This is a genomic window from Streptomyces sp. NPDC002577 (genome assembly GCF_053594815.1).
This window is the reverse complement of sequence record NZ_JBSFWK010000052.1, coordinates 40,313-63,224: the sequence shown is the minus strand read 5'-3', so window position 1 is coordinate 63,224 and position 22,912 is coordinate 40,313. Positions and strand designations below refer to the sequence as shown.

Here is a 22,912-nt window from a genome sequence, read left to right as displayed (position 1 = left end):
CCCGGCATGGACGGCATCGAGGCCACCCGCCGCATCGTCGCCTCCGGCGACCGTTCGCGCGTCCTCGTGCTCACCACCTTCGACCTCGACGAATATCGGTGTACGCGGTGCAGCCCTCGATCGCGTTCGCGATCTTCTCGGCCCGCACCTCGTCGATGTCCACGACAGCGGCCACGCGCGCTCCGCTGGTCACCTCATGGAGGCGGCGCACATGGTCGGCACCCATCTTGCCGGTGCCGACCACAGCGACGCCGAGCGTTCCGCGCTGGGCCATGGCTGTCGTCCCTTCGGGGCGGGTCCGTCAGGCTCCGCAGGAGCGGAGGAACTTACGGGTGCGCACCGCGATGGGCAGCGGCTTGTCCGGAGGACACGGGTACATGTCCTGCTCGACGATGGCGAAGAGTTCGACCCCGAGGCCCTGGGCCGCCGCCAGCACCGGCTCCAGGGCGGGGACGCCCGCCGGCGGCTCGCACATCACGCCGCGCTGGACGGCCGGACCGAAGGGGACCTCGTTCTTGACGACGTCCGCGAGGATCTCCGGGTCCACCTGCTTGAGGTGCAGATAGCCGATGCGCTCGCCGAAGGTCTCGATCAGCTTGACGCTGTCGCCGCCGCAGTAGGCGTAGTGCCCGGTGTCCAGGCACAGATTGACCAGGTCGGAGTCGGTCGAGTCGAGGAAGTGTTCGACGTGCTCCTCGGTGTCGATGTGGGTGTCGGCGTGCGGGTGTACGACGATGTCCAGACCGAACCGCTCCCGCACCTCGTGGCCGAGCCGCTCCATGCCCTTCGTGAGGTGCGCCCACTGCTCGCCGGTCAGCTCGGGCGGCTCGATGATCTCGGCGGTCTTGTCGTCCCGCCAGAAGGAGGGGATGACCACGAGGTGCTTCGCGCCCATGGCCTGCGTCAGCTCGGCGACGTCGCTGACGTGCTCCCAGGTGGAGTCCCAGACCCCGGGCCCCCGGTGCAGCGCGGTGAAGACGGTACCCGCGGAGACCTTCAGGTCGCGCTTGTTCACCTCGTCGGTGAGCCGGGCCGGGTCGGTCGGCAGATAGCCGTACGGACCCAGCTCGATCCACCGGTATCCGGCCTCGGAGACCTCGTCGAGGAACCTCTCCCAGGGCACCTGCTGGGGGTCGTCGGGGAACCAGACTCCCCAGGAGTCCGGAGCGGAACCCACCCTGATGCGGTCCAGGGGGGCGGGGGCGGAGTTGGCGGCAGTCATCGGGACTGTCCTTTCACCCGGGGCGGGCGGGGGAGGGGCGGGGATCAGCTGGATGCGTCGGAGGCGGCTGAGCCTCCGGCGGCGGGGGTCGGGATCTGGAGGTCGGACTCTTCCGGAAGCTCCTCGACGTCGACTCCGCGGACCTGCGCCAGCTCGTGCTTGAGCGCTGCCAGCTCGGCGCCGCCGGCCATGTGGTTGGTCAGCTCCTCGAGGGTGATCTCGCTGCGGTCGGCGCTGAGTTCGAGGGTGCCCAGGCGGAGTACGGAGAAGTGGTCCCCGACCATGAAGGCGTGGTGCGGGTTGTGGGTGATGAAGATGACGCCGAGGCCGCGGTCGCGGGCGGCGGCGATGTACTTCAGCACGACACCCGACTGCTTGACGCCGAGGGCGGCCGTGGGCTCGTCCAGGATGAGGACGCGGGCGCCGAAGTAGACGGCGCGGGCGATGGCGACGCACTGGCGCTGACCGCCGGACAGCGTGCCGATGGGCTGCTCCAGGTCGTCCAGGACGATGCCCATGTTGCGCAGCTCTTCGTCCGCCGTCTTCTTCATGCGGTCGATGTCGAGGCGCCGCAGCGGCCAGGGGCCCTTGGTCATCTCGGAGCCGAGGAAGAAGTTCCGCCACACCGGCATCAGCGGCACGGTCGCCAGGTCCTGGTAGACGGTGGCGATGCCCTTGTCCAGGGCCTCGCGCGGGGTGGCGAAGCGCACCGGCTCGCCGTCGACGAGGAACTCGCCCTCCGTGTGCTGGTGAAGCCCGGAGATGATCTTGATGAGGGTCGACTTGCCGGCGCCGTTGTCGCCCAGGACGCAGGTCACCCGGCTGGGGCTGACGGAGAGGTCGACGCCGTGCAGGGCGCGGACGTTGCCGTACGACTTGCCGGCGCCGCGCAGTTCGACGACGGGCTTGCCGTCCTGGGCTGCGGCGTCCTTGACAAGTGCGCCGCTCAGCGAGGATCCGTTGGTTGTCATGGGATCAGATCACCTCCGGGTCGCCTGGCGGCGGACCCACAGATTGACGAGGGCGGCGACGAGGAGCATCACGCCGAGGAATGCCTTGAACCAGTCGGGGTTCCAGTCGGCGTAGACGATGCCCTGGGAGACCATGCCGAAGATGAAGGCGCCGATGACCGGGCCGATCGCGGAGCCGTAGCCGCCGGTGAGCAGGCAGCCGCCGATGACCGCCGCGATGATGTAGAGGAACTCGTTGCCGACGCCCTCACCGGACTGCACGGTGTTGAACGAGAACAGCAGGTGCATGCCGACGAACCAGGCACCGGCGCCCACGCCCATGAACAGCGCGATCTTGGTGAAGTTCACCGGCACGCCGACCGCGCGGGCGCTGTCCTTGTTGCCGCCGACCGCGAAGATCCAGTTGCCGAACCTGGTGCGCAGCAGCAGCCAGGTGGCGGCCGCGGCGAAAACCAGCCAGTAGACGATGGTGATCTTGAAGCTCACCCCGCCGATGCTGAACTCGGACGCGAAGATCTTCTTGGCCTGGTCGAAGCCGTCCATGTCGCTGATCGAGTCGCTGGCGACGTTGTCGGTGAAGATCTTGGTCACGGCGAGGTTGGCGCCCTGCAGGATCAGGAAGCTGCCCAGCGTCACCAGGAAGCTGGGCAGGCCTGTCTTGATCAGCAGCCAGCCGTTGAAAGCGCCGACAGCGAGGGAGACCACCAGCGCGACGATCACGCCGGTCCACACGTTCACCGAGAGCTGGAAGCTGAGGATGGCGGCGGTCAGTGCCGAGGTCGTCACCGCGACACCGGCCGACAGGTCGAACTCCCCGCCGATCATCAGCAGGGCCACCGGCAGCGCCATGATGCCCATCACCGAGGCCTGGTAGAGCACGGTGGACAGTGCGCCCGCCTCGCGGAAGGCGGGGGCGGCCGCGAAGAAGAAGACGTACACGCCGATGGCGGCGATCAGCGCGCCGACCTCGGGGCGGGCGAGCAGCCTGCGCCCCAGGGACCGCTGGGCGGTGCGGCCGTCCTTCTGGGCGGCCGGCGAGGCCGGCGACGGACTCGTCGCCGGTGCCGTTGCCTGGGTCATGGTCATCACCGAGTGCCCTTCGCGGCGAACTGGGCGATGGTGTCGACGTTGCTCTTGTCGACGAATGCCGGACCGGTGAGCACGGGCTGCTCGCCGCCACCGCTGTAGTTTCCGTTGTTCTTGTAGAGCCACAGGGAGTCGACCGCGAGGTACCCCTGCAGGTAGGGCTGCTGGTCGACGGCGAACTCGATGTCGCCCTTCTGGATGGCGCTGGTCAGATCCTTGTTGAGGTCGAAAGTGGCCACCTTGGCCTTGCTGCCCGCGTCGGACACGGACTGCACGGCGGTCAGCGCGATCGGGGCGCCGAGCGTGACGACCTCGTCGATGGACGAGTCCTGCTTCAGCTTGGCGGTGATCGTCGACTTCACGGACGGCATGTCGGTGCCGTTGACGTAAAGGATGTCCGTCGTGCCGCTGAACGCCTTCTTCACACCGGCGCAGCGTGCCTCAAGGCCGACGTGACCCTGTTCCTGGATCACACAGACGGCGTGCTTGGCGCCGGTCTCGTTGAGCCTCTTGCCGAGCGCCTCACCGGCGACGCCCTCGTCCTGGCCGAAGTACTCCAGCAGGCCCAGGTCCTTCCAGTCCTCCACGCCCGAGTTGAGGCCGACCACGGGTATGCCGGCCTTCTCCGCCTTGGCCACGACGTCCTTCATGGCGTCCGGCTTGGCGAGCGTGACCGCGATGCCATCGACCTTCTGGTCGATCGCGTTCTGGACCAGATTGGCCTGGTTGCCCGCGTTCGGGTCGCTCGAGTAGACCAGCTTGATGTTGTCCTTGGCTGCGGCGGCCTGCGCGCCCTTGCGGACGATGTCCCAGAACGTGTCGCCAGGAGCCTGGTGGGTGACCAGCGCGACCGTCATGCGGGGAGTGCTGGCCTTGCCTGCCGAGGCGGTCCCGCTGTCCTCCTCGGCCTGCTTCCCGCCGGAGCTGCTGGAGCATCCTGTGGCGAGGAGTGCTGCAGCCGCGGTTGCGGCGGCGATTGCGGCGTATCTGCGGGGACGGCGGCGGGACGTGCGGTCCATCTTCCGGCACCTCACTGTGTGACAGAGGGGTTGGGGGGTAGCGGCTCGGGCTGGGAGGCCCGTGCCGTTCGTACCGATGACGCGGCTCTTTCGTTGGGACGGGATACAAGCCCGTGATGTGCCCCACTGTCAATACTTTGTTAAGACATCATTTCACGTTCAGGTTCGAATGTCAGAACAAACTATTGACACCTGCTCGCTCTGAGTCCTACATCTATGAGACGCCAGGGGTCACGCCCCAGGCGCAGATGCCGGGTTGCCCCGGACGCCCACCCCCCCCTTCTAGGAGCGTCGCGCATGGCTGAATCGTTCGAGCCGTTTGATCTGATCACCATGGGGCGCATCGGCGTTGATATCTACCCCCTTCAGACGGGTGTTCCCCTGCCAGAGGTTGAGACCTTCGGAAAATTTCTCGGCGGATCGGCGACCAACGTGGCGGTGGCCACCGCGCGCCGGGGCCGCTCCACCGCGGTGATCAGCCGCACGGGCCGGGACCCCTTCGGCGCCTACGTCCGCCAGGCGCTCAAGGAGTTCGGCGTCGACAACCGCTGGGTCACCCCGGTCGACGACTACCCGACGCCGGTCACCTTCTGCGAGATCTTCCCGCCCGACGACTTCCCGCTGTACTTCTACCGGCAGCCCAAGGCCCCCGATCTGGAGATCAAGGCCGAGGAGCTCGACCTCGACGCCATCCGCGCGGCCCGAATCTTCTGGATCACCGGCACCGGACTGAGCGAGGAGCCCAGCCGCGCCGCCCACTTCACCGCACTCGAGGCCCGCGCCAAGGCCGGCATCACCGTCTTCGACCTCGACTGGCGGCCGATGTTCTGGCGCAACCCCGACGAGGCCCGCCCCCACTACGCCGAGGCGCTGCGCCACGCCACGGTCGCCGTCGGCAACCTCGACGAATGCGAGGTCGCCACCGGCGTACGCGAACCGCGCGCCTGCGCCGAGGCGTTGCTGGACGCCGGCGTGGAACTCGCCGTCGTCAAGCAGGGCCCCAAGGGTGTGCTCGCCGTGCACCGCGACGGCACCACGGCCGAGGTCCCGCCCGTGCCCGTCGAGGTCGTCAACGGCCTCGGCGCCGGCGACGCCTTCGGCGGTTCCCTCTGCCACGGTCTGCTCGCCGGCTGGGAGCTGGAGAAGGTGATGCGCCATGCCAACGCCGCCGGCGCCATCGTCGCCTCCCGCCTCGCCTGCTCCTCCGCGATGCCGACCTCCGCCGAGGTCGAGCAGCTCATCGCCCGCGGCTGACCTCCACCGACTGAAGAAAGGGAGCATCCCCTTGGCCATCAGCATCCCCGACATCGTCTCGGTGCGGGCCCGGCAGCCGGAAGCCATCGCCGAAGCGGCGGCCCACCGCACCCGCCGCCCCCTGATCGGCGAGAGCGGCCGGCTCATGATCGTGGCCGCCGACCACCCGGCACGCGGCGCGCTCGGCGTCGGCGACCGGCGCATGGCCATGGCCAACCGCGCCGACCTCCTCGAACGGCTCTGCGTCGCGCTGTCCCGGCCCGGCGTCGACGGCGTCCTCGCCACCGCCGACATCCTCGAGGACCTGCTGCTCCTCGGCGTCCTCGACAACAAGATCGTGATGGGCTCGCTGAACCGCGGCGGCCTCGCCGGTGCCTCGTTCGAGATGGACGACCGCTTCACCGGCCACCGCCCCCAGGACATCCAGCGGCTCCGCTTCGACGCCGGAAAGCTGCTGCTGCGCATCGACTACGACGACCCGGGCTCCCTCTCCACCCTGCAGTCCACCGCCCGCGCCATAGACGACATGGCCGCGCTGCGCCTGCCGGTCTTCGTCGAGCCGTTCATCTCGCGCCGCGTCGACGGGGCCGTACGCAACGATCTCAGCCCCGAGGCCGTCACCCGGTCCATCGCCATCGCCTCGGGCCTGGCCGGCACGTCCGCTTACACGTGGCTGAAACTGCCCGTCACCGAGAACCCCGACGACATGGCCCAGGTTCTCGAGACCTCCACCCTGCCCGTCGTACTGCTCGGCGGCGAGGTGGGCAAGGACCAGGAGGGCGCGTACGAGAAGTGGCGCAAGGCGCTGCGGCAGCCCACCGTCCAGGGGCTCGTCGTCGGCAGGTCGCTGCTCTACCCCGCCGAAGGCAGTGTGGAGACCGCGGTGGACACCGCCGTCGGCCTGCTGTGAACGCACCGCTCGGCGCGCCCGCCGTGAACGCACCGCCCGTTGTGAACGCATCCGGAGGAGTCACACCATGACCACCGCCCAGCACCGGCAGTACCACCTGCCGACCGGGAAGGCCGCGGGCGGCCCCTACACCGTGGACATCAGCCCCGAGACGGCCGGCTGGGGCTACTCCAGCCTGCGCGTTCTCGAACTCCCGCCGGGAGGGCGGCACACCTTCGACACCGGTGACAGCGAGTGGATCGTGCTCCCGCTCTCCGGCTCCTGCACGGTCGAGATCGACGGACACGCCTTCGAACTGGAGGGCCGGGAGAGCGTCTTCAGCGGAGTCAGCGATTTCGCGTACGCGCCGATCGAGGCGCAGGTCTCGCTCACGTCCACCGGCGGCGGGCGGTTCGCCCTGACCGGCGCCCGCTGCACCCGCCGCCTGCCCGCCCGCTACGGCCCGGCCTCCGCCGTGCCCGTCGAGCTGCGCGGCACCGGCAACTGCAGCCGCCAGGTCAACAACTTCGGTGCCGCGGCCCCCGCCGGAGGCGATGCTGGATACGGTTTCGAGTGCGACAAGCTGATCGCCGTCGAGGTGATCACTCCAGGCGGCAACTGGTCCTCCTTCCCGCCGCACAAGCACGACGAGCACCGCCCGGGCGAGGAGTCCGAGCTCGAGGAGATCTACTACTTCGAGATCGCCGGCCACGACGGCACCCCCGGCCTCGGCTACCAGCGCGTGTCCCCGTCCGGCCAGGGCCAGAACACCGACGTGCTGGCCGAAGTCCGCGGCGGCGACGTCGTCCTGATCCCCGACGGCTGGCACGGGCCCTCGATGGCCATGCCCGGCCACGACATGTACTACCTGAACGTCATGGCGGGCCCCGGCGCCGAACGCGACTGGCTGATCTGCGACCACCCCGACCACGCCTGGATCCGCGGCAGCTGGCAGGGCCGGCCCGTCGACCCGCGCCTGCCGCTCTACTCCGCCCCGTCCCCCGTTTCCCGTTGAGCCAGTGAGGTCCCGATGAACCACCCGAACCAGCCAGTGTGCCGCCTGACCGTAGCCCAGGCGCTGGTGCGGTTCCTGTCCGCGCAGTACACCGAGCGCGACGGCGTCCGCCGCCGGCTGATCGCCGGCACTTGGGGGATCTTCGGCCACGGCAACGTCGCCGGGCTCGGCCAGGCGCTCCTCGAGGCCGGCGAGGAGACCATGCCGTTCCACCAGGGCCGCAACGAACAGGCCATGGTGCACGCAGCCGTCGGCTACGCCCGCCAGCTCGACCGGCTCTCCGCCCAGGCCGTCACCACCTCCATCGGCCCCGGCGCCACCAACCTGGTCACGGGTGCCGCCCTCGCCACCGTCAACCGCCTCCCCGTCCTGCTGCTGCCCGGCGACTACTTCGCGACCCGCACCGCGGACCCGCTGCTCCAACAGCTCGAACACCCGGTCTCTGCGGACATCTCGGTCAACGACGCGCTGCGGCCGGTCTCCCGCTACTTCGACCGCATCAACCGGCCCGAGGCGCTGATCCCGTCCGCGCTGAACGCCATGCGCGTGCTCGCCGACCCCGCCGAGACCGGCGCCGTCACCCTCGCCCTGCCGCAGGACGTCCAGGCCGAGGCCTGGGACTGGCCCGAGGAGTTCTTCGCCGAGCGCGTCTGGCACGTGCGCCGCCCGGCCCCGGAGCCCGCTGAGCTCGCTGCCGCGGCCGCGCTCGTACGGGACGCACGCCGCCCGCTGATCATCGCGGGCGGGGGCGTCCACCACAGCGAGGCCGAGAGCGCTCTCAAGTCGCTGGTGGACGCGACCGGCATCCCCGTCGCCTCCACCCAGGCGGGCAAGGGGTCGCTGCGCCACGACCACCCCGCCGACCTCGGGGGCATCGGCCACACCGGCACCGCGGTCTGCGACGACATCGCCCGCAGCGCCGACCTCGTCATCGGCGTCGGCACCCGCTACACCGACTTCACCACCGCGTCGTCGACGCTCTTCGCCGAGCCGGGGGTGCGCTTCCTCAACGTCAACATCACGTCGTTCGACGCACACAAGCTGGCCGCCACGACCGTCGTCGCCGACGCCCGCGCTGCCCTGGAAGCGCTCACCGAGGTGCTCGCCGGTCACCGCGTGGACGCGTCGTACGAGGCCGAGTACGCCGCCGGCAAGGAGCGCTGGGAGCGCGTCGTGGACGCCGCCTACCAGGCCGACGACGACAGCGCCGTACCCACCCAGACCCAGGTGCTCGGCGTCCTGGACTCCGTGGTCGGCGACGAGGACGTGGTCATCAACGCAGCCGGCTCGCTCCCGGGCGACCTGCACAAGCTGTGGCGCGCCCGCTCGCCCCGTCAGTACCACCTGGAGTACGGCTACTCCTGCATGGGCTACGAGATCCCCGGCGGCATCGGCGTCCAGCTCGCCGCGCCGGACACGGCCGTCTGGTCGCTGGTCGGCGACGGCACGTACCTGATGTTGCCCACCGAGATCGTCACGGCCGTGCAGGAGGGCCTGCCGGTCAACATCGTCCTCATCCAGAACCACGGCTACGCCTCCATCGGCGGGCTGTCCGAGCAGACCGGCGGAGAGCGCTTCGCCACCGCCTACCGCTACCGCGCCGCGGACGGCACGTTCACCGGCGATCCGCTGCCCGTCGACCTGGCCGCCAACGCCGCCAGCCTCGGCATGGACGTCATCCGCGCCAAGACGGTGGGCGAGCTGCGCGACGCGCTGGCCGCGGCCCGTGGATCGGACCGGCCCACCTGCGTGTACGTCGAGACGGACACCAGCAACCCCAACGCGCCCGGCACCGAGGCGTGGTGGGACGTGCCGGTCGCCGAGGTCGCGTCCCGCGAGGCGGCCGTCGAAGCCCGCAAGACCTACGACCACCACGCCGCCGGCATCCGCCGTCACCTCTAGCCCCGGCATCCGCCGCCACCTCTAGCCCCGGCATCCGCCGCCACCTCTAGCCCCGGCATCCGCCGCCACCTCTGGTCCCGGCATCCCGAGCCGGCCACCTGATGCGGCTCGACAAGGACCCGGCCGCCCTCGGACCTCCGACCCCCGCCCCACGAAAGGCCCCGCAAGAACATGAAGACCATCAACCACTGGATCGGCGGAAAGCCCGCCGAGGGCACGTCCGGCCGCTTCGGTCAGGTGTTCAACCCGGCCACCGGCGCCCAGGAGAAGCAGGTCGCCTTCGCCACGGTCGACGAGGTGGACGCCGCCGTCGCCGGCGCCAGGGCCGCTTTCGAGAGCTGGGGCACCGCATCGCTCGCCAAGCGCACCGCCGTCCTGTTCAAGTACCGCGAGCTGCTGGACGCGCACCGCGACGAGATCGCCGCACTGATCACCGCCGAGCACGGCAAGGTGCACTCCGACGCGCTCGGCGAGGTCGCGCGCGGCATGGAGATCGTGGAACTGGCCTGCGCCATCCCGGAGAAGCTGAAGGGCGAGCTGTCGACGCAGGTCTCCACGCGGGTCGACGTCGCCTCCATCCGCCAGCCGCTGGGCGTGGTGGCGGGCATCACGCCGTTCAACTTCCCGGCGATGGTGCCGATGTGGATGTTCCCCATAGCGATCGCCTGCGGCAACACCTTCGTCCTCAAGCCGAGCGAGAAGGACCCCTCGGCGTCGTACCTGCTGGCGGAGCTGGCCTCCCAGGCCGGCCTGCCCGACGGTGTCCTCAACATCGTCCAGGGCGACAAGGTGGCCGTGGACCGGCTCCTGGAGCACCCGGACGTCGCGGCCGTCTCGTTCGTCGGCTCGACGCCGATCGCGAAGTACATCCAGCTCAAGGCCGTCGAACACGGCAAGCGGGTCCAGGCACTCGGCGGCGCCAAGAACCACATGCTGGTACTGCCGGACGCCGACCTGGACTTCGCCGCCGACCAGGCCATCAATGCCGCCTACGGTTCGGCCGGTGAGCGCTGCATGGCCGTGTCGGTCGTGGTCGCGGTCGGCGACACCGGCGACGAGCTCGTCGGGAAGATCGCCGAGCGCGCGAAGGTGCTGAAGATCGGCCCCGGCACGGACCCGTCGAGTGAGATGGGCCCGCTGATCACCCGTGAGCACCGCGACAAGGTGGCCTCGTACGTGGCGTCGGCGGCCGAGCAGGGCGCCGAAGTCGTCGTCGACGGCACCGGTTACAGCGTGGAGGGCCACGAGGACGGCTTCTTCCTCGGCGTCTCGCTCCTGGACAAGGTGCCGGTCACCGCGGACGCGTACCGGGACGAGATCTTCGGACCCGTCCTGTGCGTCGTACGGGCGGAGACCTACGACGACGCGATCAAGCTGATCAACAGCTCCCGCTGGGGCAACGGCACCGCGATCTTCACCCGGGACGGTGGCGCCGCCCGCCGGTTCCAGCTCGAGGTCCAGGCCGGCATGGTCGGCGTGAACGTGCCGATCCCGGTCCCGGTCGGCTACCACTCCTTCGGCGGCTGGAAGGACTCGCTCTTCGGCGACCACCACATCTACGGCAACGACGGCATCGCCTTCTACACACAGGGCAAGGTGATCACCACCCGCTGGCCGGACCCCTCGGACGGCGGCATCAACCTGGGCTTCCCCAGCAACTCCTGAGGCCGCGGTGACGTCGGGCGGCGCACGTGGCCGCCCGACGCCACCGACGGATGCATATTGTCCGGACAAATTGCCTGACAGGGCTTCCTGTCGTTCCGACGGATGGATACCCTCCCCTCGTGACCACTTCCGCGCCTTCCTCCTCACTCGATTTCGCACTGGACCGCACAAGCCCGGTGCCGCTCTACTACCAGCTCGCGCAGCAGCTGGAGTCGGCGATCGAGCACGGCGCGCTGGCCCCCGGCAGCCTCCTGGGCAACGAGATCGAACTCGCCGGCCGTCTCGGCCTGTCCCGGCCCACGGTCCGTCAGGCCATCCAGTCCCTGGTCGACAAGGGCCTGCTGGTGCGCCGCCGGGGCGTCGGCACCCAGGTGGTGCACAGTCAGGTCAAGCGGCCGCTGGAGCTGAGCAGCCTCTACGACGACCTGGAGGCCGCAGGCCAGAGCCCCGCCACGCACGTTCTGCGCAACGAGTTGCAGCCGGCGTCCGCGGAGGTCGCGGCGGCCCTCGGCATCGCCGAGGCAAGCGACGTCGCCGTCCTCGAACGGCTGCGCTTCACCCACGGCCAGCCCATGGCGTTCCTCTGCAACTACCTCCCGGCAGGTCTGCTGCAGCTCGACACCGCCAAGCTGGAGGCGACCGGTCTCTACCGCATGATGCGGACCGCCGGAGTCACCCTGCACAGCGCCCGGCAGTCCATAGGCGCGCGCTGCGCCACCGCCGAGGAGGCCGAGCGCCTCGACGAGACCGAAGGCGCCGCGCTGCTGACGATGCAGCGCACGGCCTACGACTCCACCGGACGCGTCGTCGAGTACGGCACGCACATCTACCGCGCCTCGCGCTACGCGTTCGAGTTCCAGCTGCTGGTCCGCTCCTGATCACTCGCGGCGTTCATGCACCGGGGACGGTGTGGTGGACCTGACGCAGAAAGGCGGCGTTGTCCGGGGTGTGCCGCATCTTGTCCAGCAGCGCCTCCAGGTTCGCCTGGCCGTCCCGGCCCTGCAGGACGCGCCGCAGGCCCCGTACGGCCGTCAACTCCCCTTCGGGTAGCAGCAGTTCCTCGCGTCGCGTGCCTGACGGTGTGATGTCCACGGCCGGGTAGATCCGCTTGTCCGCCAGTGCGCGGTCCAGCCGCAGCTCCATGTTCCCGGTGCTCTTGAGCTCCTCGAAGAAGTAGTCGTCGGCGCGGGAGCCGGTCTCCACCAGGGCGGTGGCGAGGATGGTCAGGGAGCCGCCCTCCTCGGCGAGGCGCGCAGCTCCGAAGAGCCGCTTGGGGCCGTGCAGTGCGGCGGCATCGACGCCGCCGCTGAGGGTGCGGCCGCTCCCCGCCGCCGCGTTGTTGTGGGCCCGGCACAGGCGGGTGAGGGAGTCCAGCAGGATGACGACGTCCTGCCCCTGTTCGACGAGCCGCTTGGCGCGCTCGACGGCCAGTTCGGCGAGAGCGATGTGCTCCTTCGCCGACCGGTCGAAGGTCGAGGCCAGCACCTCGCCCCGCACCGAACGGCGCATGTCGGTGACTTCTTCGGGCCGTTCGTCGAGAAGCACCACCATCAGACGGCACTCGGGGTGGTTCTCCGTGATGGCGGCGGCGAGCCGCTGGAGCAGCACCGTCTTGCCGGTCCTGGGCGGGGCCACGATCAGGCCGCGCTGTCCCTTGCCGACGGGCGCGACGAGGTCGATGAGCCTGGTCGTGAGCCCTCCGGCGGCGCTTTCGAGGCGCAGCCGCTGCCGAGGGTGCAGCGGGGTGAGGTCACGGAAGTGCGGCCGGGCGCGCAGGGCTTCGGGCGGGAGGCCGCCCACCCGCTCGACGGATCCGAGCGCGCGCTTCCGGCCGCCGTCCTCGGTGATGTCGCCTTCGACGACATCGCCCTTGCGCAGACCGAACCGGCGGATCAGGGCTGAGGACACCTGTACGTCGCCGGGGGTGGGCAGGCAGCCCCGGCCTCGCAGGAAGCCGTGCCCGCCCGGCGCGATGTCGAGGACACCGATGGCCTGGACGGCGGACGCGGGGGTCCTCATGGGGGGAGGGATGTGTTCGAGAGTGCTGGTCATGTCGTGCCCTTTCGTGGACAGGTACATCGGTTGGGGCGCCGGGGAACCGGCTGCGAAGGAGGGGGAAACCGGCTGCGAAGGGGGCGGAGAATTCACGCCCGTACGGCGAACCGGCCGAAAGAGCGGCCGATTCACGGAAGTGGCCGGAAGAGCGGCCGACTCGCGAGAGCGGCGGGCACGTCCGGTCGCGAAGACGGACCCTGTGGCCCGTACGCCCGGAGGAAGCCCGAAGCCGGTGAAACGCGATGATGCGGAGAAGCTGGATCGCCGGTCAGGAAAGACGGGCGCAACAGCGGAAACGCAGAGAGATTTCAGAGAGACGGTACTGGCGCCACGACGTGGGCGAACACAAGTACCAAGTGCACTGTACCACTAGGGACCGGCGACCGGGCGGCGAAGGCCGGCGCAGTCCGCCGCCGGCCCGCCGGTGTCACCCTTCGTTCGTCCCGAGCACCAGCACCTGAATGGCGAGAACCGCCGCTCCGCGCGCCCAGTCGTGGAAGTCGGACACCTTGGTCTCCAGGACGACCGGGTCCGCCAGGGGATGGCGGTGCGCGAGGACGGTCTCCTCGATGGCCGGGCCCGCGACGTCGACGAGGCCGACGCCCTCCCCGGCGAGCAGAATCTTCTGCGGCATCGCGAAGTTGGCGATCTGGGCCACCAGGGTGCCGAGGCCCCGCGCCGACTCGTCGAGCACGCGCGAGGTAAGCGGGTCCCCTGCGGCGGCGAGCGCGAGGATCTCCTCGTACTCCACGTCGCGGCCGAGAGCCGCCCGCACCTGGTAGCAGATGCTGGGGATGGTCAGGAGCGCTATGGCGCTGCCGCGTTCCCCGTCCGGGGTCAGGGGGCCGTTCGGGTTGACGATCCAGCGCCGCCCGATGCCCCGGCCGTCCTCCGGGGTACGGATGAGCTTTCCGCCGAGCACCAGCCCGTACCCGATGCCCGCCCCGATGGTGAGCACCGCGAACCGCTCCAGGCCCCGGCCCGCGCCGAACCAGGACTCGGCTTCGATCAGCGCCGCGACATCGTTCTCGACGACGACCGGAAGCCCGGTGCGTGCCTCGACGAGTTCGGCCAGCGGCACGTCCTCCCAGCCCAGGAAGACGGACTCGGCGACGACCGACCGGTCCCGGGCGCGCCCGCCCACGCCGATGCCGACACCCGCCAGTCGGGGGAAGGCCCGGCCGAACTCGGCCGTCATCTCCTCCAGAAGTGCCGCGACCTGCTCGGGCTCGTGCGTGGTCAGCGGGCGGTCGTGGCGGGCGACGATCTCGCTCCTGAGTGTGGTGACGACGCCGTAGACCATGTCCTCGGTGATCTTGAAGCCGGCGAAGTACCGGGAGTCGGCCACGACGTCCAGCGGCTGCGAGGGGCGGCCCTGACGGGTTCCGGTGACCGTGGCGCCCTCCTCCACCAGCAGGCCCGATTCGAGCAGCGGTTTGGTGAGCCGGGTGAGGCTGCCGGCCGAGAGGTTCAGTCGCCGGGCGAGCTCGGTCCGGGAGAGCGGGCCGTGGATGAGGGCCTCGATGGCCACGGCCCGTTCGCCGGAACTCAGCGGCAGCCAGCTGGCCGTACGTGTGCTCAAGAGGTCTCCCAAGATGTTTCCGTCTCGAAAGTAATATACCTAGTCCAAGCGCGTTTCTCGGTGGAAAAGAAGGTGTGTTCTCGACTCTTGACTGCTGGATTCTTCCGCGGCGAAAGTAAGTGCCGCAGAGGACGAGTCGAGCCGCAGACGAGGGAGTCGCTGATGACTGTCGCCTCAAGCAGCCCACCTTCGCGCCTGGGAGTGCCCGGCGCCGAAGGGACACGGACGAAGTCGAAGGTGCGGGCCCGCGAACGAGACGGCGGCGGGCGCGGGGACGGAGCCCTCGCGGCGGTCTTCGTCGCCCCGGCCATGCTGGGCTTCCTGGTCTTCCTGGCCTGGCCCACACTGCGGGGCATCTGGCTCAGCTTCACCCGGTTCAACCTGCTGACGCCGGCCGAGTGGGCGGGGCTCGACAACTACATACGCATGGTCAACGACCCCATCTTCTGGGGCTCGTTGGGCGTCACCGTCGAGTACGTCGTCATCAACATCGGCATCCAGACGGTCTCAGCCCTGGCCATCGCCGTACTTCTGCAGCGGCTGACCCAGTCGGCCGTCCTGCGCAGCATCGTCCTCGCCCCGTACCTCATGTCCAACGTCGTCGCCGGCATCGTCTGGCTCTGGATCCTCGACACCCAGCTCGGCATCGGCAACCAGATCATCGGGGCGCTGGGCTTCGACCGCATCCCCTTCCTGGCGGACGAGACCTGGGCCATCCCGACGATCGCCCTGATCAATGTGTGGCGCCACGTCGGCTACACCGCGCTGCTGCTGTTCGCCGGTCTGCAGGCCATCCCGAACGACATGTACGAGGCCGCGAAGGTCGACGGTGCGAGCGAGTGGCGGATGTTCTGGCGGATCACCCTGCCGCTGCTGCGGCCGGTGCTCGCCGTGGTGCTGATCATGACGGTGATCGGTTCGTTCCAGGTGTTCGACACGGTCGCCGTGACCACCGGGGGCGGCCCGGCCAACGCCACCAACGTCCTCCAGTACTACATCTACGGCTCGGCCTTCGGCCGCTTCCAGTTCGGCTACGCGTCCGCGATGTCCGTGGCCCTGCTCGTCGTGCTGAGCGCGATCACCTTCATCCAGTACCGGCTCACCCGGGCCGGCCAGACCGACCTCGGCTGACGGAGGGAGACACCCACATGGCTGCCGTGGCAACCACGACGACACACGTACGGCCCGTCAGGCGACGGCCCTCCTTCGGCCGGGTCGCGGCCTGGGCGGTGATGGCCGCGATCGTGCTCGTCACCCTGCTGCCGTTCTACTGGATCCTGCGCACCGCGCTGTCCACCAACACGGCGCTCGCCGCACACCCCGGCGATCCCCTGCCCGTGGACCTCACCACCGGTGGCTTCGAACGGGCCCTGGGCCTGCAGTCCACCAAGGAGGCGATCGCCCGGGGCGGTTCGGGAGGCGGGCTGAAGTTCTGGCGCTATCTGGTCAACTCGGTGATCACGTCGACCCTGATCACCGTCTGCCAGCTCTTCTTCTCCGCCATGGCCGCGTACGCCTTCGCCCGGCTGCGCTGGCGGGGCCGGGACGCGGTGTTCGGGCTCTTCCTGGCCGGGTTGATGGTGCCCGCCATCTTCACTCTGCTGCCGAACTTCGTGCTCATCAAGCAACTCGGCCTGGTGGACACGCTGTTGGGCATCGCGCTGCCGACGATGTTCATGACGCCGTTCGCGGTGTTCTTCCTGCGGCAGTTCTTCATGAACGTCCCCCGCGAAGTCGAGGAGGCGGCCCTGCTCGACGGCGCCGGGAAGGTCCGGATCTTCTTCCGGGTGATGCTGCCCATGGCGTCGACCCCCATCCTCACGCTGGGTGTGCTGACCTACATCACCTCCTGGAACGACTACTTCTGGCCGCTGATGGTGTCCTACACCGACAGCTCGCGCCTGCTCACCGTGGCGCTGGCCATCTTCCGGGCGCAGACCCCGCAGACCGGCTACGACTGGTCCGGCCTGATGGCGGCCACCCTCATCGCCGCCCTTCCCATGCTGGTGCTGTTCGGTTTCTTCGCGCGCCGCATCGTCAGTTCCATCAGCTTCACCGGGATCAAGTAAGGGGACAGGGATGCGAATTCGTACCGTCGTGGCGCTGGCCGGAGCGCTGGCGCTGTCCCTGACCGGCTGCGCCGAAGGAGGCACCACCGGCCCGTCCTCGAACACGGTGACGTACTGGCTGTGGGACGCCAACCAGATGCCCGCCTACCAGGCCTGCGCGAAGGGCTTCGAGAAGGAGAACCCGGGACTGACAGTCAAGATCACCCAGATGGGCTGGGGCGACTACTGGACCAAGCTCACCGCGAGCTTCATCGCGGGCACCCAGCCGGACGTGTTCACCGACCACATCCAGAAGTTCGGCCAGTTCGCCGACCTGAAGGTTCTGGAGCCGCTGGACGACCTGGGTGTCGACGAGTCCGACTACCAGTCCGGGCTGGCCGAGAACTGGGTCGGCCAGGACGGACACCGCTACGGCGCTCCCAAGGACTGGGACACCGTCGCCCTCTTCTACAACCAGAAGATGGTCGAGTCCGCCGGGCTCACGCCGACGGAACTCAACAACCTCGCCTGGAACCCCAAGGACGGCGGCACGTTCGAGAAGGCCGTCGCCCACCTCACCATCGACAAGAACGGCAAACGCGGTGACGAGCCGGGCTTCGACAAGCGCCACGTCAAGGTGTACGGCCTTGCGACCAACGGTGCCGGCGACGCCGACGGCCAGACGACATGGAGCCACTTCGCCGCCTCCGCGGGCTGGACCTACACGAACAAGAAGCGGTGGGGCACCGAGTACCAGTACGACAGCAAGACCTTCCAGTCCGTGATCAAGTGGTACTTCGGCCTGGCGAGGAAGGGCTACATGGCCCCCCTCACGGACTACAGCGCGGGAGCCAACCCGGCGAACGCGCAGGTCGCCGCGGGCAAGGCGGCGGCCGCCTTCGACGGCGCCTGGATGATCTCGACGTACTACGGGATGAAGGGCGTCAAGCTCGGCACCGCCTTCACACCCGTCGGCCCGACCGGCAAGCGGGCGACGATGATGAACGGCCTCGCCGACTCCGTCACCAAGAACGCCCGCAACAAGCCGGGCGCCGAGAAATGGGTGAAGTACCTGGCGTCCGACGCGTGCCAGAAGACGGTGGGGCGTTACGGGATCGTCTTCCCGGCCACGCCTGACGGCACGAAGGCCGCGGTGGCCGCCTACAAGAAGAAGGGCATCGACGTGACCGCCTTCACGCAGCCGGTCGCCGACAAGAAGGACTTCACCACCTTCTCCTACCCGATCACCAACTACGCGGCCGACGTGGTCGCGCTGATGGCGCCCGCCATGCAGGACGTCTTCGCCAACGACGCGCCCGTGAGCGGCCTCGACAAGACCAACAGCCAGATCAACCTGATCCTCGACCAGTGAAGGGCACACCACGCATGACGTTCTCCCTCGGCATCGTCGGCGCCGGGCAGTTCGCCGGCCAGTTCGCCAAGCTGTTCCACGCCCATCCGGGCGTCGGCGACGTCTTCGCCACCGACCTGCTCGCCGAGCGCGCCGGGCAACTCGTCGCCGACGAGGGGCTGGCGGGGACCTACCCGTCGTACGAGGCGATGCTGGAGTCGAAGGCCATCGACGCGGTCGCCATCTTCACCCAGCGCTGGACCCACGGGCCCCTCGTCGTGCAGGCGCTGAAGGCCGGCAAGCACGTGTACTCCGCCGTCCCGATGGCCATCACGCAGGACGAGATCGCAGAGATCATCGACACCGTACGCGAGACCGGCCTCACCTACATGATGGGCGAGACCAGCCACTACAACCCGGCCACCGTGTACGCCCGCAACCAGATCGCGGAGGGCGCCTTCGGGCGGCTCTTCTACGCCGAGGGCGACTACGTCCACGACATGGACCTGGGTTTCTACGAGGCCTACCAGTACAGCGGTGGCGAGAACTGGAAGGCCACGGCCAGCTATCCGCCGCTGCTCTACCCCACGCACTCGGTGGGCGGAGTGCTCGGCGCCTGGCAGACGCATGCGGTGAGCGTGTCCGCGATCGGTGTGCGGGACGAGCGCGGCGACGGCGTGTTCGACAGGGAGGTCAGCCAGTTCGGCAACGATTTCTCCAATGCCACCGCCCTGTTCGAGGTCGCGGGCGGCGGAACCTTCCGCACGAACGAGTTCCGCCGGGTCGGCTACCCCTCCCATATCCGCGAGTCGCGGTTCCGCTTCTTCGGTACGGACGGCAGCTTCGAGCAGCTCGCCACGTACAGCCTCTGGCAGGACAAGAAGGGGGTCACCGACGTCTCCGAGTACCTGCAGCCCAAGCCCACGCTGTCGCCGGACGACCCCTCCCTCCAGCACATCGCCCCGGCCCTGCGGGACGCCTTCACCTCGGGGTCGGCGCCCGTGCACGACCGGGCGCGGCTGCCCAGGGAGTTCGACCACCTGAAGAACGGCCACGAGGGGAGCCACCACTTCCTCGTCGACGACTTCGTCACCGCGGTCAACACCCGGACGCTGCCGCCGGTGAACGCCTGGCTCGCGGCCCGCTACACCCTGCCGGGGATCATCGCGCACCAGTCCGCACTGCAGGGCGGTGCCCGCCTCGAGATACCGGACTTCGGGGACGCGCCCGAGGTGTAGGCGGCGCAGTCGGTACGACGGGCCGGTTGTCCCCCGCTTCCCCGGGGGACAACCGGCCCGCCTCGTCTGCCGGCCCGCGCGGCGACAGCGCTACGACGTCGTACGCCGTCGGGGAGCCGCCGCCGTCACACTGTGGAGCGGTGGGGCCGTCGCGGCGCCCCGACGACCCGGCTCGGGGTTGATCGCCGAGTGCTGGCGCGGGCCGGGTGCCGTGTCCTGGGGGAACGTCAGCTGACGGCCCATCCACTCCATGGCCGGAGCGATCTCGCGCCGCCAGGTCGTGAAGTGGTGACTGCCCTGCGGCAGGATGATCTTCGCCGCGGTCATCGGGGGCTTGACGGCCCTCAGGAACTTCATCGTCTCGCCGTAGTCTCTCTCGCCCTTCCTGCTGCTCGCCACCAGCACGGAGACCCGTGGGGCGGGAAGGTGTCGCAGCCGCCAGATCAGATCGTGACCCAGCTGCCGGCGCGCGGCGCCCGGGCCGCTGCCGAAGAGGTCGCCGGTGGTGAGGTCGTCGCCGATCCGGTAGTCGGCGGAGAGGGCGACGGCCGAGGTGTAGACGCCGGGATGGCGCAGGGCGAGCTGCAGGGCGCAGGAGCCGCCCGACGAATAGCCGAGCGCACCCCAGGCACTGGGGTCGTGGCCGACGCGATAGGTCTGCTCGACCGCCTCGGGCAGATCCTTGGCGAAGAAGGTCTCGGCCTGCGGGCCGCCCGGCACGTCCACGCACTCGGTGTCGCGAGGCGGCGCGATGGTCGGCCGGACCATCACGATCACTGTGGGCTGCATACGGTTGGTGCGCAGCAACTGGGCAGCGGTCTGCGGCACCTGCAGATACTGGGCGAGATTGAGGATGCCGCCCGGATAGCCGCTGATGGCGACGATGACGGGGAACCGCTGCCGGTCGAACTGCTTCTGGAAGTACTGAGGCGGCAGATAGACGAAGGCCGGATTGATGGCGCGCGAGCGCCGCCCGGTGATCCGCACCGACTCCACGCGGCCCACCCGGGCGGCCGGCCCCCGCGGAATGCCCTTCACCCTCTCGAGGCCCTGCGGCCCGGCTGGCTGGATCAAGCTGCCCTGCACCGCGTTGATCGTCGAGTACCGGCCGCTCGCGGCAAGGCCGGTGACCTGTGCGGGGGCCGTGGCGACGTTCCCCAGCAGCTCGTCCCACGAACCGTAGAACTCGAAGTCCGTGTTCACCGCTATGGCGCAGGCCGTCAGGATCGACAGTTGCGTCGCGCCGATCACTCCGAGCCGGCCCAGCACATGGCTGAGCCGCCGGTCCGAGAGACGCGGCCACACCCAAACCGTCAGGCCCACACACAGGAGAGCCGCACAGGACGCCGCGTACTCAAGCGCTCGACTGGTCAGGCCCATGCATTCCTCGACTTTCCACCGGCTGCAGTTCTCACCTGTGAAGAGGCATGGATGGGCCGTCAGGTTTGACCTCCATCGGGTTTTTTGCTCACCCAATGACTTGGTCTTACCTTCTTGCCGGGTTTGCCGGCCCTCAGGGCCGGGCCAGCAGCGTACGTACCGACTCGGCGTCGAGCGCCAACGCGTCGGGGTCCCCGGCGTCCACGATCAGCGAGAGCTTGTCCTCGGGCCAGCGCGCGGCGATCACTCCGAGCGGCACCCGGCGGTACGCCGGGATGTCGGGCAGAGTCCTGATCATCCGAGGCTCCGAGGTGAAGACGGGTACGACCTGAGCGCCGTCGGACTGCTCGACGACCGGCAAGGTCAAGGTCATCCCGTCGTCTCCCTCCGGGGCGTCGCCGATCGGGCCGGGCACCGGTACCAGTACCTCGGAACCGGCCAGCGTGTCCATGGCGGTCCGTAGCTGCGACTCGTCCTCGGCGTTGTCGACCAGGACTTTCAGGGCCTGCTGAGCCTGTTCCGGGTTCGGGGAAGGGAAGGCGGTCATGGTTTGTCCTCATCGTTGCGGCGGCACAGCGTGTTGCCGTGTCCGCCCGGGCAGGAGCGACCGTCGCTTACCCAGCCTCATGAGGGCCATGCCTGACTCCCGCCCCCAGGAACAGCGATCCCGTGGGCTCCTGGTGCCCCGCGACGGTGTGCCAGTAGTCCCGGGTCTCCACGGCGAGCCCGTCCCCGCCGAAGCGTACGAAGACGCAGCCCGCGAGCGTCACCGGTGCCTCGCCCTCGACGGAAAGGACGCGGAACTCGGCGACCGCGAGGCCGTCCTCGCCGATCAGGGGAGGCCCGAAGCGCACGTCCAGGGGCCGTTCGTCCGCGAAGGACCAGCGCAGATAATCCGCCAGTGCGTCCCGGCCCCGGTGCGGCTCCCGGAACGGCATGGAGCGGTGCACGCAGCCGTCGGCATACAGCGCCAGGATTGCTTCGACGTCATGTCCGGCCCACGCCGTCTCCCATACCGCGACGAACCGCCGCGCCGCCTCAGCCGTCTTCATGACGGCTTGAACGCGAGGGGCGCGGGCGGTAATCCGCGGCAGCGGTCATGGCGCTCGGCCTTTTCATGAACGCCTCGACCGGCGACGCGTTCCCGCGGCGCCGGTGCCGGAACCCGGGCGAATTCCGGCACACAGGCCGGCGGGCCTTCGCCCGGGACTCCCCGTGCGGCGTCCGTGTCACAGACGCGGCGGCAGCCACCGCAGCTGCTCCGCCTGCTGGAACGGGCCGCCCCCTTCGTGGTCGTTGAAGTCGTACACCGCTATCTCCTTGTCGGAGTGGGCCCAGGCGTTGAACGCCGCGAACACGGTGGACGGCGGGCAGGTCTGGTCCTCCAGGGCGACGGAGAACAGGGCCGGGCTGCTGCCGCGCGTGGCGAAGTGGGCGCCGTCGAAGTAGGAGAGCGTACGCATCACCTGCTCGGTGCGGCCGCGGTGGACCTTGAGGTAGCGGCCGATCTCCCGGTACGGATCGCGGTCGGTGGCCGTCGTCGCGCGCGGGAAGTCGCACAGGAACGGCACGTCGGGAGCGATCGCGGCGAGGTCCGGGACCAGTCCGCCGACGGCCAGGGTGATGCCGCCGCCCTGGCTGGCGCCCACGGCCGCCGTGCGGGAGGTGTCGATGAGCGGGTGGGAACGCGCGGCCTCGACCGCCCGGACAGCGTCGGTGAACACCCGCCGGTAGTAGAAGCTCTCGGGGTCCTCGATGCCGCGGGTCATGAAGCCGGGGTGCGCGGGGCCGCTGCCCACGGGGTCCGGGGTGTCGCCGCCGGACCAGCCGCTGCCCTGGCCCCGGGTGTCCATCACGAAGTGCGCGAACCCGGCCGCGGCCCACAGCAGATGCGTGTGCGGGAGCCCGCGGCCGCCGCCGTAGCCGATGAACTCGACGACCGCCGGCAGGGGCTCCGTCGTCCCGGCGGGCAGCGTCAGCCAGCCCTTGACGGGGTGCCCGCCGAACCCGGCGAACGTCACATCGAACACCTCGACGTTCTTGAGTCCGGTCTCGACCGGCTCGAAGCGGGCGTCCAGATCGTGGACGCGGGCCTCCTCCAGGGTCTTCGCCCAGAAGGCGTCGAAGTCGTCGGGCTCGACCGACGCGCTGCGATAGCTGCGCAGCTCGTCCAGGGGCAGGTCGAACAGGGCCATGCGGGCCGCCTTTGCTACTCGGGAAGCGGATCGATCACAC

At 69.6% G+C, this 22,912-nt stretch carries 20 protein-coding genes and 2 pseudogenes; 11 read left to right on the top strand and 11 right to left on the bottom strand.

Annotated features, from left to right (window positions below; all coding sequences use genetic code 11):
- Positions 1-96, top strand: a pseudogene (locus tag ACWD4J_RS38055) (DNA-binding response regulator); the annotation flags it as partial.
- Here the strand turns inward: ACWD4J_RS38055 and ACWD4J_RS38050 are convergent.
- From ACWD4J_RS38050 to ACWD4J_RS38030, 5 genes and pseudogenes are all read right to left on the bottom strand, one after another.
- Positions 95-274: pseudogene (locus tag ACWD4J_RS38050) on the bottom strand (Gfo/Idh/MocA family oxidoreductase); the annotation flags it as partial. The pseudogenes ACWD4J_RS38055 and ACWD4J_RS38050 overlap by 2 nt on opposite strands.
- A 27-nt stretch (positions 275-301) precedes the next feature.
- Positions 302-1,222, bottom strand: a complete 921-nt coding sequence (locus ACWD4J_RS38045; protein ID WP_451400114.1) for a sugar phosphate isomerase/epimerase family protein — start codon at positions 1,220-1,222, stop codon at positions 302-304.
- 44 nt (positions 1,223-1,266) lie between these two features.
- Positions 1,267-2,193: an ATP-binding cassette domain-containing protein gene (locus ACWD4J_RS38040; RefSeq protein ID WP_451400113.1), complete on the bottom strand. Its 927-nt coding sequence runs from the start codon at positions 2,191-2,193 to the stop codon at positions 1,267-1,269.
- Between the two features lie 9 nt (positions 2,194-2,202).
- A complete protein-coding gene (locus tag ACWD4J_RS38035) occupies positions 2,203-3,273 on the bottom strand; it encodes an ABC transporter permease (RefSeq protein ID WP_451400112.1) in 1,071 nt (356 codons plus the stop codon).
- 5 nt (positions 3,274-3,278) lie between these two features.
- Positions 3,279-4,298: a sugar ABC transporter substrate-binding protein gene (locus ACWD4J_RS38030; protein WP_451400111.1), complete on the bottom strand. Its 1,020-nt coding sequence runs from the start codon at positions 4,296-4,298 to the stop codon at positions 3,279-3,281.
- 297 nt (positions 4,299-4,595) lie between these two features.
- Here ACWD4J_RS38030 and iolC point away from each other — a divergent pair, with 297 nt between their 5' ends.
- The 6 genes from iolC to ACWD4J_RS38000 all read left to right on the top strand — a co-directional run bounded on the left by iolC (position 4,596) and on the right by ACWD4J_RS38000 (position 11,901).
- A complete protein-coding gene (gene iolC, locus ACWD4J_RS38025) occupies positions 4,596-5,552 on the top strand; it encodes a 5-dehydro-2-deoxygluconokinase (protein WP_451400110.1) in 957 nt (318 codons plus the stop codon).
- A gap of 31 nt (positions 5,553-5,583) precedes the next feature.
- Positions 5,584-6,462, top strand: coding sequence for a Cgl0159 family (beta/alpha)8-fold protein (locus ACWD4J_RS38020; RefSeq protein WP_451400109.1), 879 nt, complete (start codon positions 5,584-5,586; stop codon positions 6,460-6,462).
- A 67-nt stretch (positions 6,463-6,529) separates the two neighbouring features.
- Positions 6,530-7,456 (top strand): 5-deoxy-glucuronate isomerase, encoded by a 927-nt coding sequence (gene iolB, locus ACWD4J_RS38015; protein WP_451400108.1) that lies wholly within the window; start codon positions 6,530-6,532, stop codon positions 7,454-7,456.
- A gap of 15 nt (positions 7,457-7,471) precedes the next feature.
- Positions 7,472-9,358: a 3D-(3,5/4)-trihydroxycyclohexane-1,2-dione acylhydrolase (decyclizing) gene (iolD, locus tag ACWD4J_RS38010; RefSeq protein ID WP_451400107.1), complete on the top strand. Its 1,887-nt coding sequence runs from the start codon at positions 7,472-7,474 to the stop codon at positions 9,356-9,358.
- 171 nt (positions 9,359-9,529) lie between these two features.
- Positions 9,530-11,023 carry a CoA-acylating methylmalonate-semialdehyde dehydrogenase gene (locus tag ACWD4J_RS38005; RefSeq protein WP_451400106.1) on the top strand — a complete coding sequence of 498 codons (1,494 nt, stop codon included), beginning with the start codon at positions 9,530-9,532 and terminating at the stop codon, positions 11,021-11,023.
- Positions 11,024-11,142: 119 nt separating this feature from the next.
- Complete coding sequence (locus ACWD4J_RS38000; protein WP_451400105.1) at positions 11,143-11,901, top strand: GntR family transcriptional regulator; 759 nt, start codon at positions 11,143-11,145, stop codon at positions 11,899-11,901.
- Between the two features lie 13 nt (positions 11,902-11,914).
- On the opposite strand, the gene rho is transcribed toward ACWD4J_RS38000, so the two are convergent.
- Both rho and ACWD4J_RS37990 read right to left on the bottom strand, forming a co-directional pair.
- On the bottom strand, positions 11,915-13,075 hold the full coding sequence (gene rho / locus ACWD4J_RS37995) for a transcription termination factor Rho (protein WP_451400104.1): 1,161 nt from the start codon (positions 13,073-13,075) through the stop codon (positions 11,915-11,917).
- A 430-nt stretch (positions 13,076-13,505) separates the two neighbouring features.
- Complete coding sequence (locus ACWD4J_RS37990; protein ID WP_451400103.1) at positions 13,506-14,660, bottom strand: ROK family protein; 1,155 nt, start codon at positions 14,658-14,660, stop codon at positions 13,506-13,508.
- A 162-nt stretch (positions 14,661-14,822) separates the two neighbouring features.
- Here ACWD4J_RS37990 and ACWD4J_RS37985 point away from each other — a divergent pair, with 162 nt between their 5' ends.
- Genes ACWD4J_RS37985 through ACWD4J_RS37970 form a run of 4 tightly spaced genes read left to right on the top strand, consistent with a single transcriptional unit; the run spans position 14,823 to position 19,297 of the window.
- Positions 14,823-15,791 (top strand): carbohydrate ABC transporter permease, encoded by a 969-nt coding sequence (locus ACWD4J_RS37985; RefSeq protein ID WP_451400102.1) that lies wholly within the window; start codon positions 14,823-14,825, stop codon positions 15,789-15,791.
- Between the two features lie 17 nt (positions 15,792-15,808).
- The gene (locus tag ACWD4J_RS37980) at positions 15,809-16,729 is read left to right on the top strand and encodes a carbohydrate ABC transporter permease (protein ID WP_451400101.1); all 921 of its coding nucleotides are present in this window, start codon (positions 15,809-15,811) and stop codon (positions 16,727-16,729) included.
- A gap of 10 nt (positions 16,730-16,739) precedes the next feature.
- Positions 16,740-18,080, top strand: a complete 1,341-nt coding sequence (locus ACWD4J_RS37975) for an ABC transporter substrate-binding protein (RefSeq protein ID WP_451400100.1) — start codon at positions 16,740-16,742, stop codon at positions 18,078-18,080.
- A gap of 14 nt (positions 18,081-18,094) precedes the next feature.
- Positions 18,095-19,297 (top strand): Gfo/Idh/MocA family protein, encoded by a 1,203-nt coding sequence (locus ACWD4J_RS37970; protein WP_451400099.1) that lies wholly within the window; start codon positions 18,095-18,097, stop codon positions 19,295-19,297.
- Between the two features lie 90 nt (positions 19,298-19,387).
- On the opposite strand, the gene ACWD4J_RS37965 is transcribed toward ACWD4J_RS37970, so the two are convergent.
- The 4 genes from ACWD4J_RS37965 to ACWD4J_RS37950 form a co-directional block, all read right to left on the bottom strand.
- The gene (locus tag ACWD4J_RS37965) at positions 19,388-20,677 is read right to left on the bottom strand and encodes an alpha/beta hydrolase (protein ID WP_451400098.1); all 1,290 of its coding nucleotides are present in this window, start codon (positions 20,675-20,677) and stop codon (positions 19,388-19,390) included.
- A gap of 133 nt (positions 20,678-20,810) precedes the next feature.
- The gene (locus ACWD4J_RS37960) at positions 20,811-21,224 is read right to left on the bottom strand and encodes an SseB family protein (RefSeq protein ID WP_451400097.1); all 414 of its coding nucleotides are present in this window, start codon (positions 21,222-21,224) and stop codon (positions 20,811-20,813) included.
- A 67-nt stretch (positions 21,225-21,291) separates the two neighbouring features.
- Entirely contained in the window at positions 21,292-21,729 is a 438-nt protein-coding gene (locus ACWD4J_RS37955; protein WP_451400096.1) for a nuclear transport factor 2 family protein, read from the bottom strand.
- A 177-nt stretch (positions 21,730-21,906) separates the two neighbouring features.
- Entirely contained in the window at positions 21,907-22,872 is a 966-nt protein-coding gene (locus ACWD4J_RS37950; RefSeq protein WP_451400095.1) for an acetylxylan esterase, read from the bottom strand.
- Positions 22,873-22,912 lie beyond the last annotated feature (40 nt).

Coding starts and splice junctions, on each gene's coding strand:
- iolB (WP_451400108.1), top strand. CDS start 6,530: ATGACCACCGCCCAGCACCGGCAGTACCACCTGCCGACCGGGAAGGCC.
- ACWD4J_RS37965 (WP_451400098.1), bottom strand. CDS start 20,677: ATGGGCCTGACCAGTCGAGCGCTTGAGTACGCGGCGTCCTGTGCGGCT.
- ACWD4J_RS38005 (WP_451400106.1), top strand. CDS start 9,530: ATGAAGACCATCAACCACTGGATCGGCGGAAAGCCCGCCGAGGGCACG.
- iolD (WP_451400107.1), top strand. CDS start 7,472: ATGAACCACCCGAACCAGCCAGTGTGCCGCCTGACCGTAGCCCAGGCG.
- rho (WP_451400104.1), bottom strand. CDS start 13,075: ATGACCAGCACTCTCGAACACATCCCTCCCCCCATGAGGACCCCCGCG.
- ACWD4J_RS37960 (WP_451400097.1), bottom strand. CDS start 21,224: ATGACCGCCTTCCCTTCCCCGAACCCGGAACAGGCTCAGCAGGCCCTG.
- ACWD4J_RS37955 (WP_451400096.1), bottom strand. CDS start 21,729: ATGAAGACGGCTGAGGCGGCGCGGCGGTTCGTCGCGGTATGGGAGACG.
- ACWD4J_RS38035 (WP_451400112.1), bottom strand. CDS start 3,273: ATGACCCAGGCAACGGCACCGGCGACGAGTCCGTCGCCGGCCTCGCCG.
- ACWD4J_RS37975 (WP_451400100.1), top strand. CDS start 16,740: ATGCGAATTCGTACCGTCGTGGCGCTGGCCGGAGCGCTGGCGCTGTCC.
- ACWD4J_RS37970 (WP_451400099.1), top strand. CDS start 18,095: ATGACGTTCTCCCTCGGCATCGTCGGCGCCGGGCAGTTCGCCGGCCAG.
- ACWD4J_RS37980 (WP_451400101.1), top strand. CDS start 15,809: ATGGCTGCCGTGGCAACCACGACGACACACGTACGGCCCGTCAGGCGA.
- ACWD4J_RS37985 (WP_451400102.1), top strand. CDS start 14,823: ATGACTGTCGCCTCAAGCAGCCCACCTTCGCGCCTGGGAGTGCCCGGC.
- iolC (WP_451400110.1), top strand. CDS start 4,596: ATGGCTGAATCGTTCGAGCCGTTTGATCTGATCACCATGGGGCGCATC.
- ACWD4J_RS38030 (WP_451400111.1), bottom strand. CDS start 4,298: ATGGACCGCACGTCCCGCCGCCGTCCCCGCAGATACGCCGCAATCGCC.
- ACWD4J_RS38040 (WP_451400113.1), bottom strand. CDS start 2,193: ATGACAACCAACGGATCCTCGCTGAGCGGCGCACTTGTCAAGGACGCC.
- ACWD4J_RS38045 (WP_451400114.1), bottom strand. CDS start 1,222: ATGACTGCCGCCAACTCCGCCCCCGCCCCCCTGGACCGCATCAGGGTG.
- ACWD4J_RS37950 (WP_451400095.1), bottom strand. CDS start 22,872: ATGGCCCTGTTCGACCTGCCCCTGGACGAGCTGCGCAGCTATCGCAGC.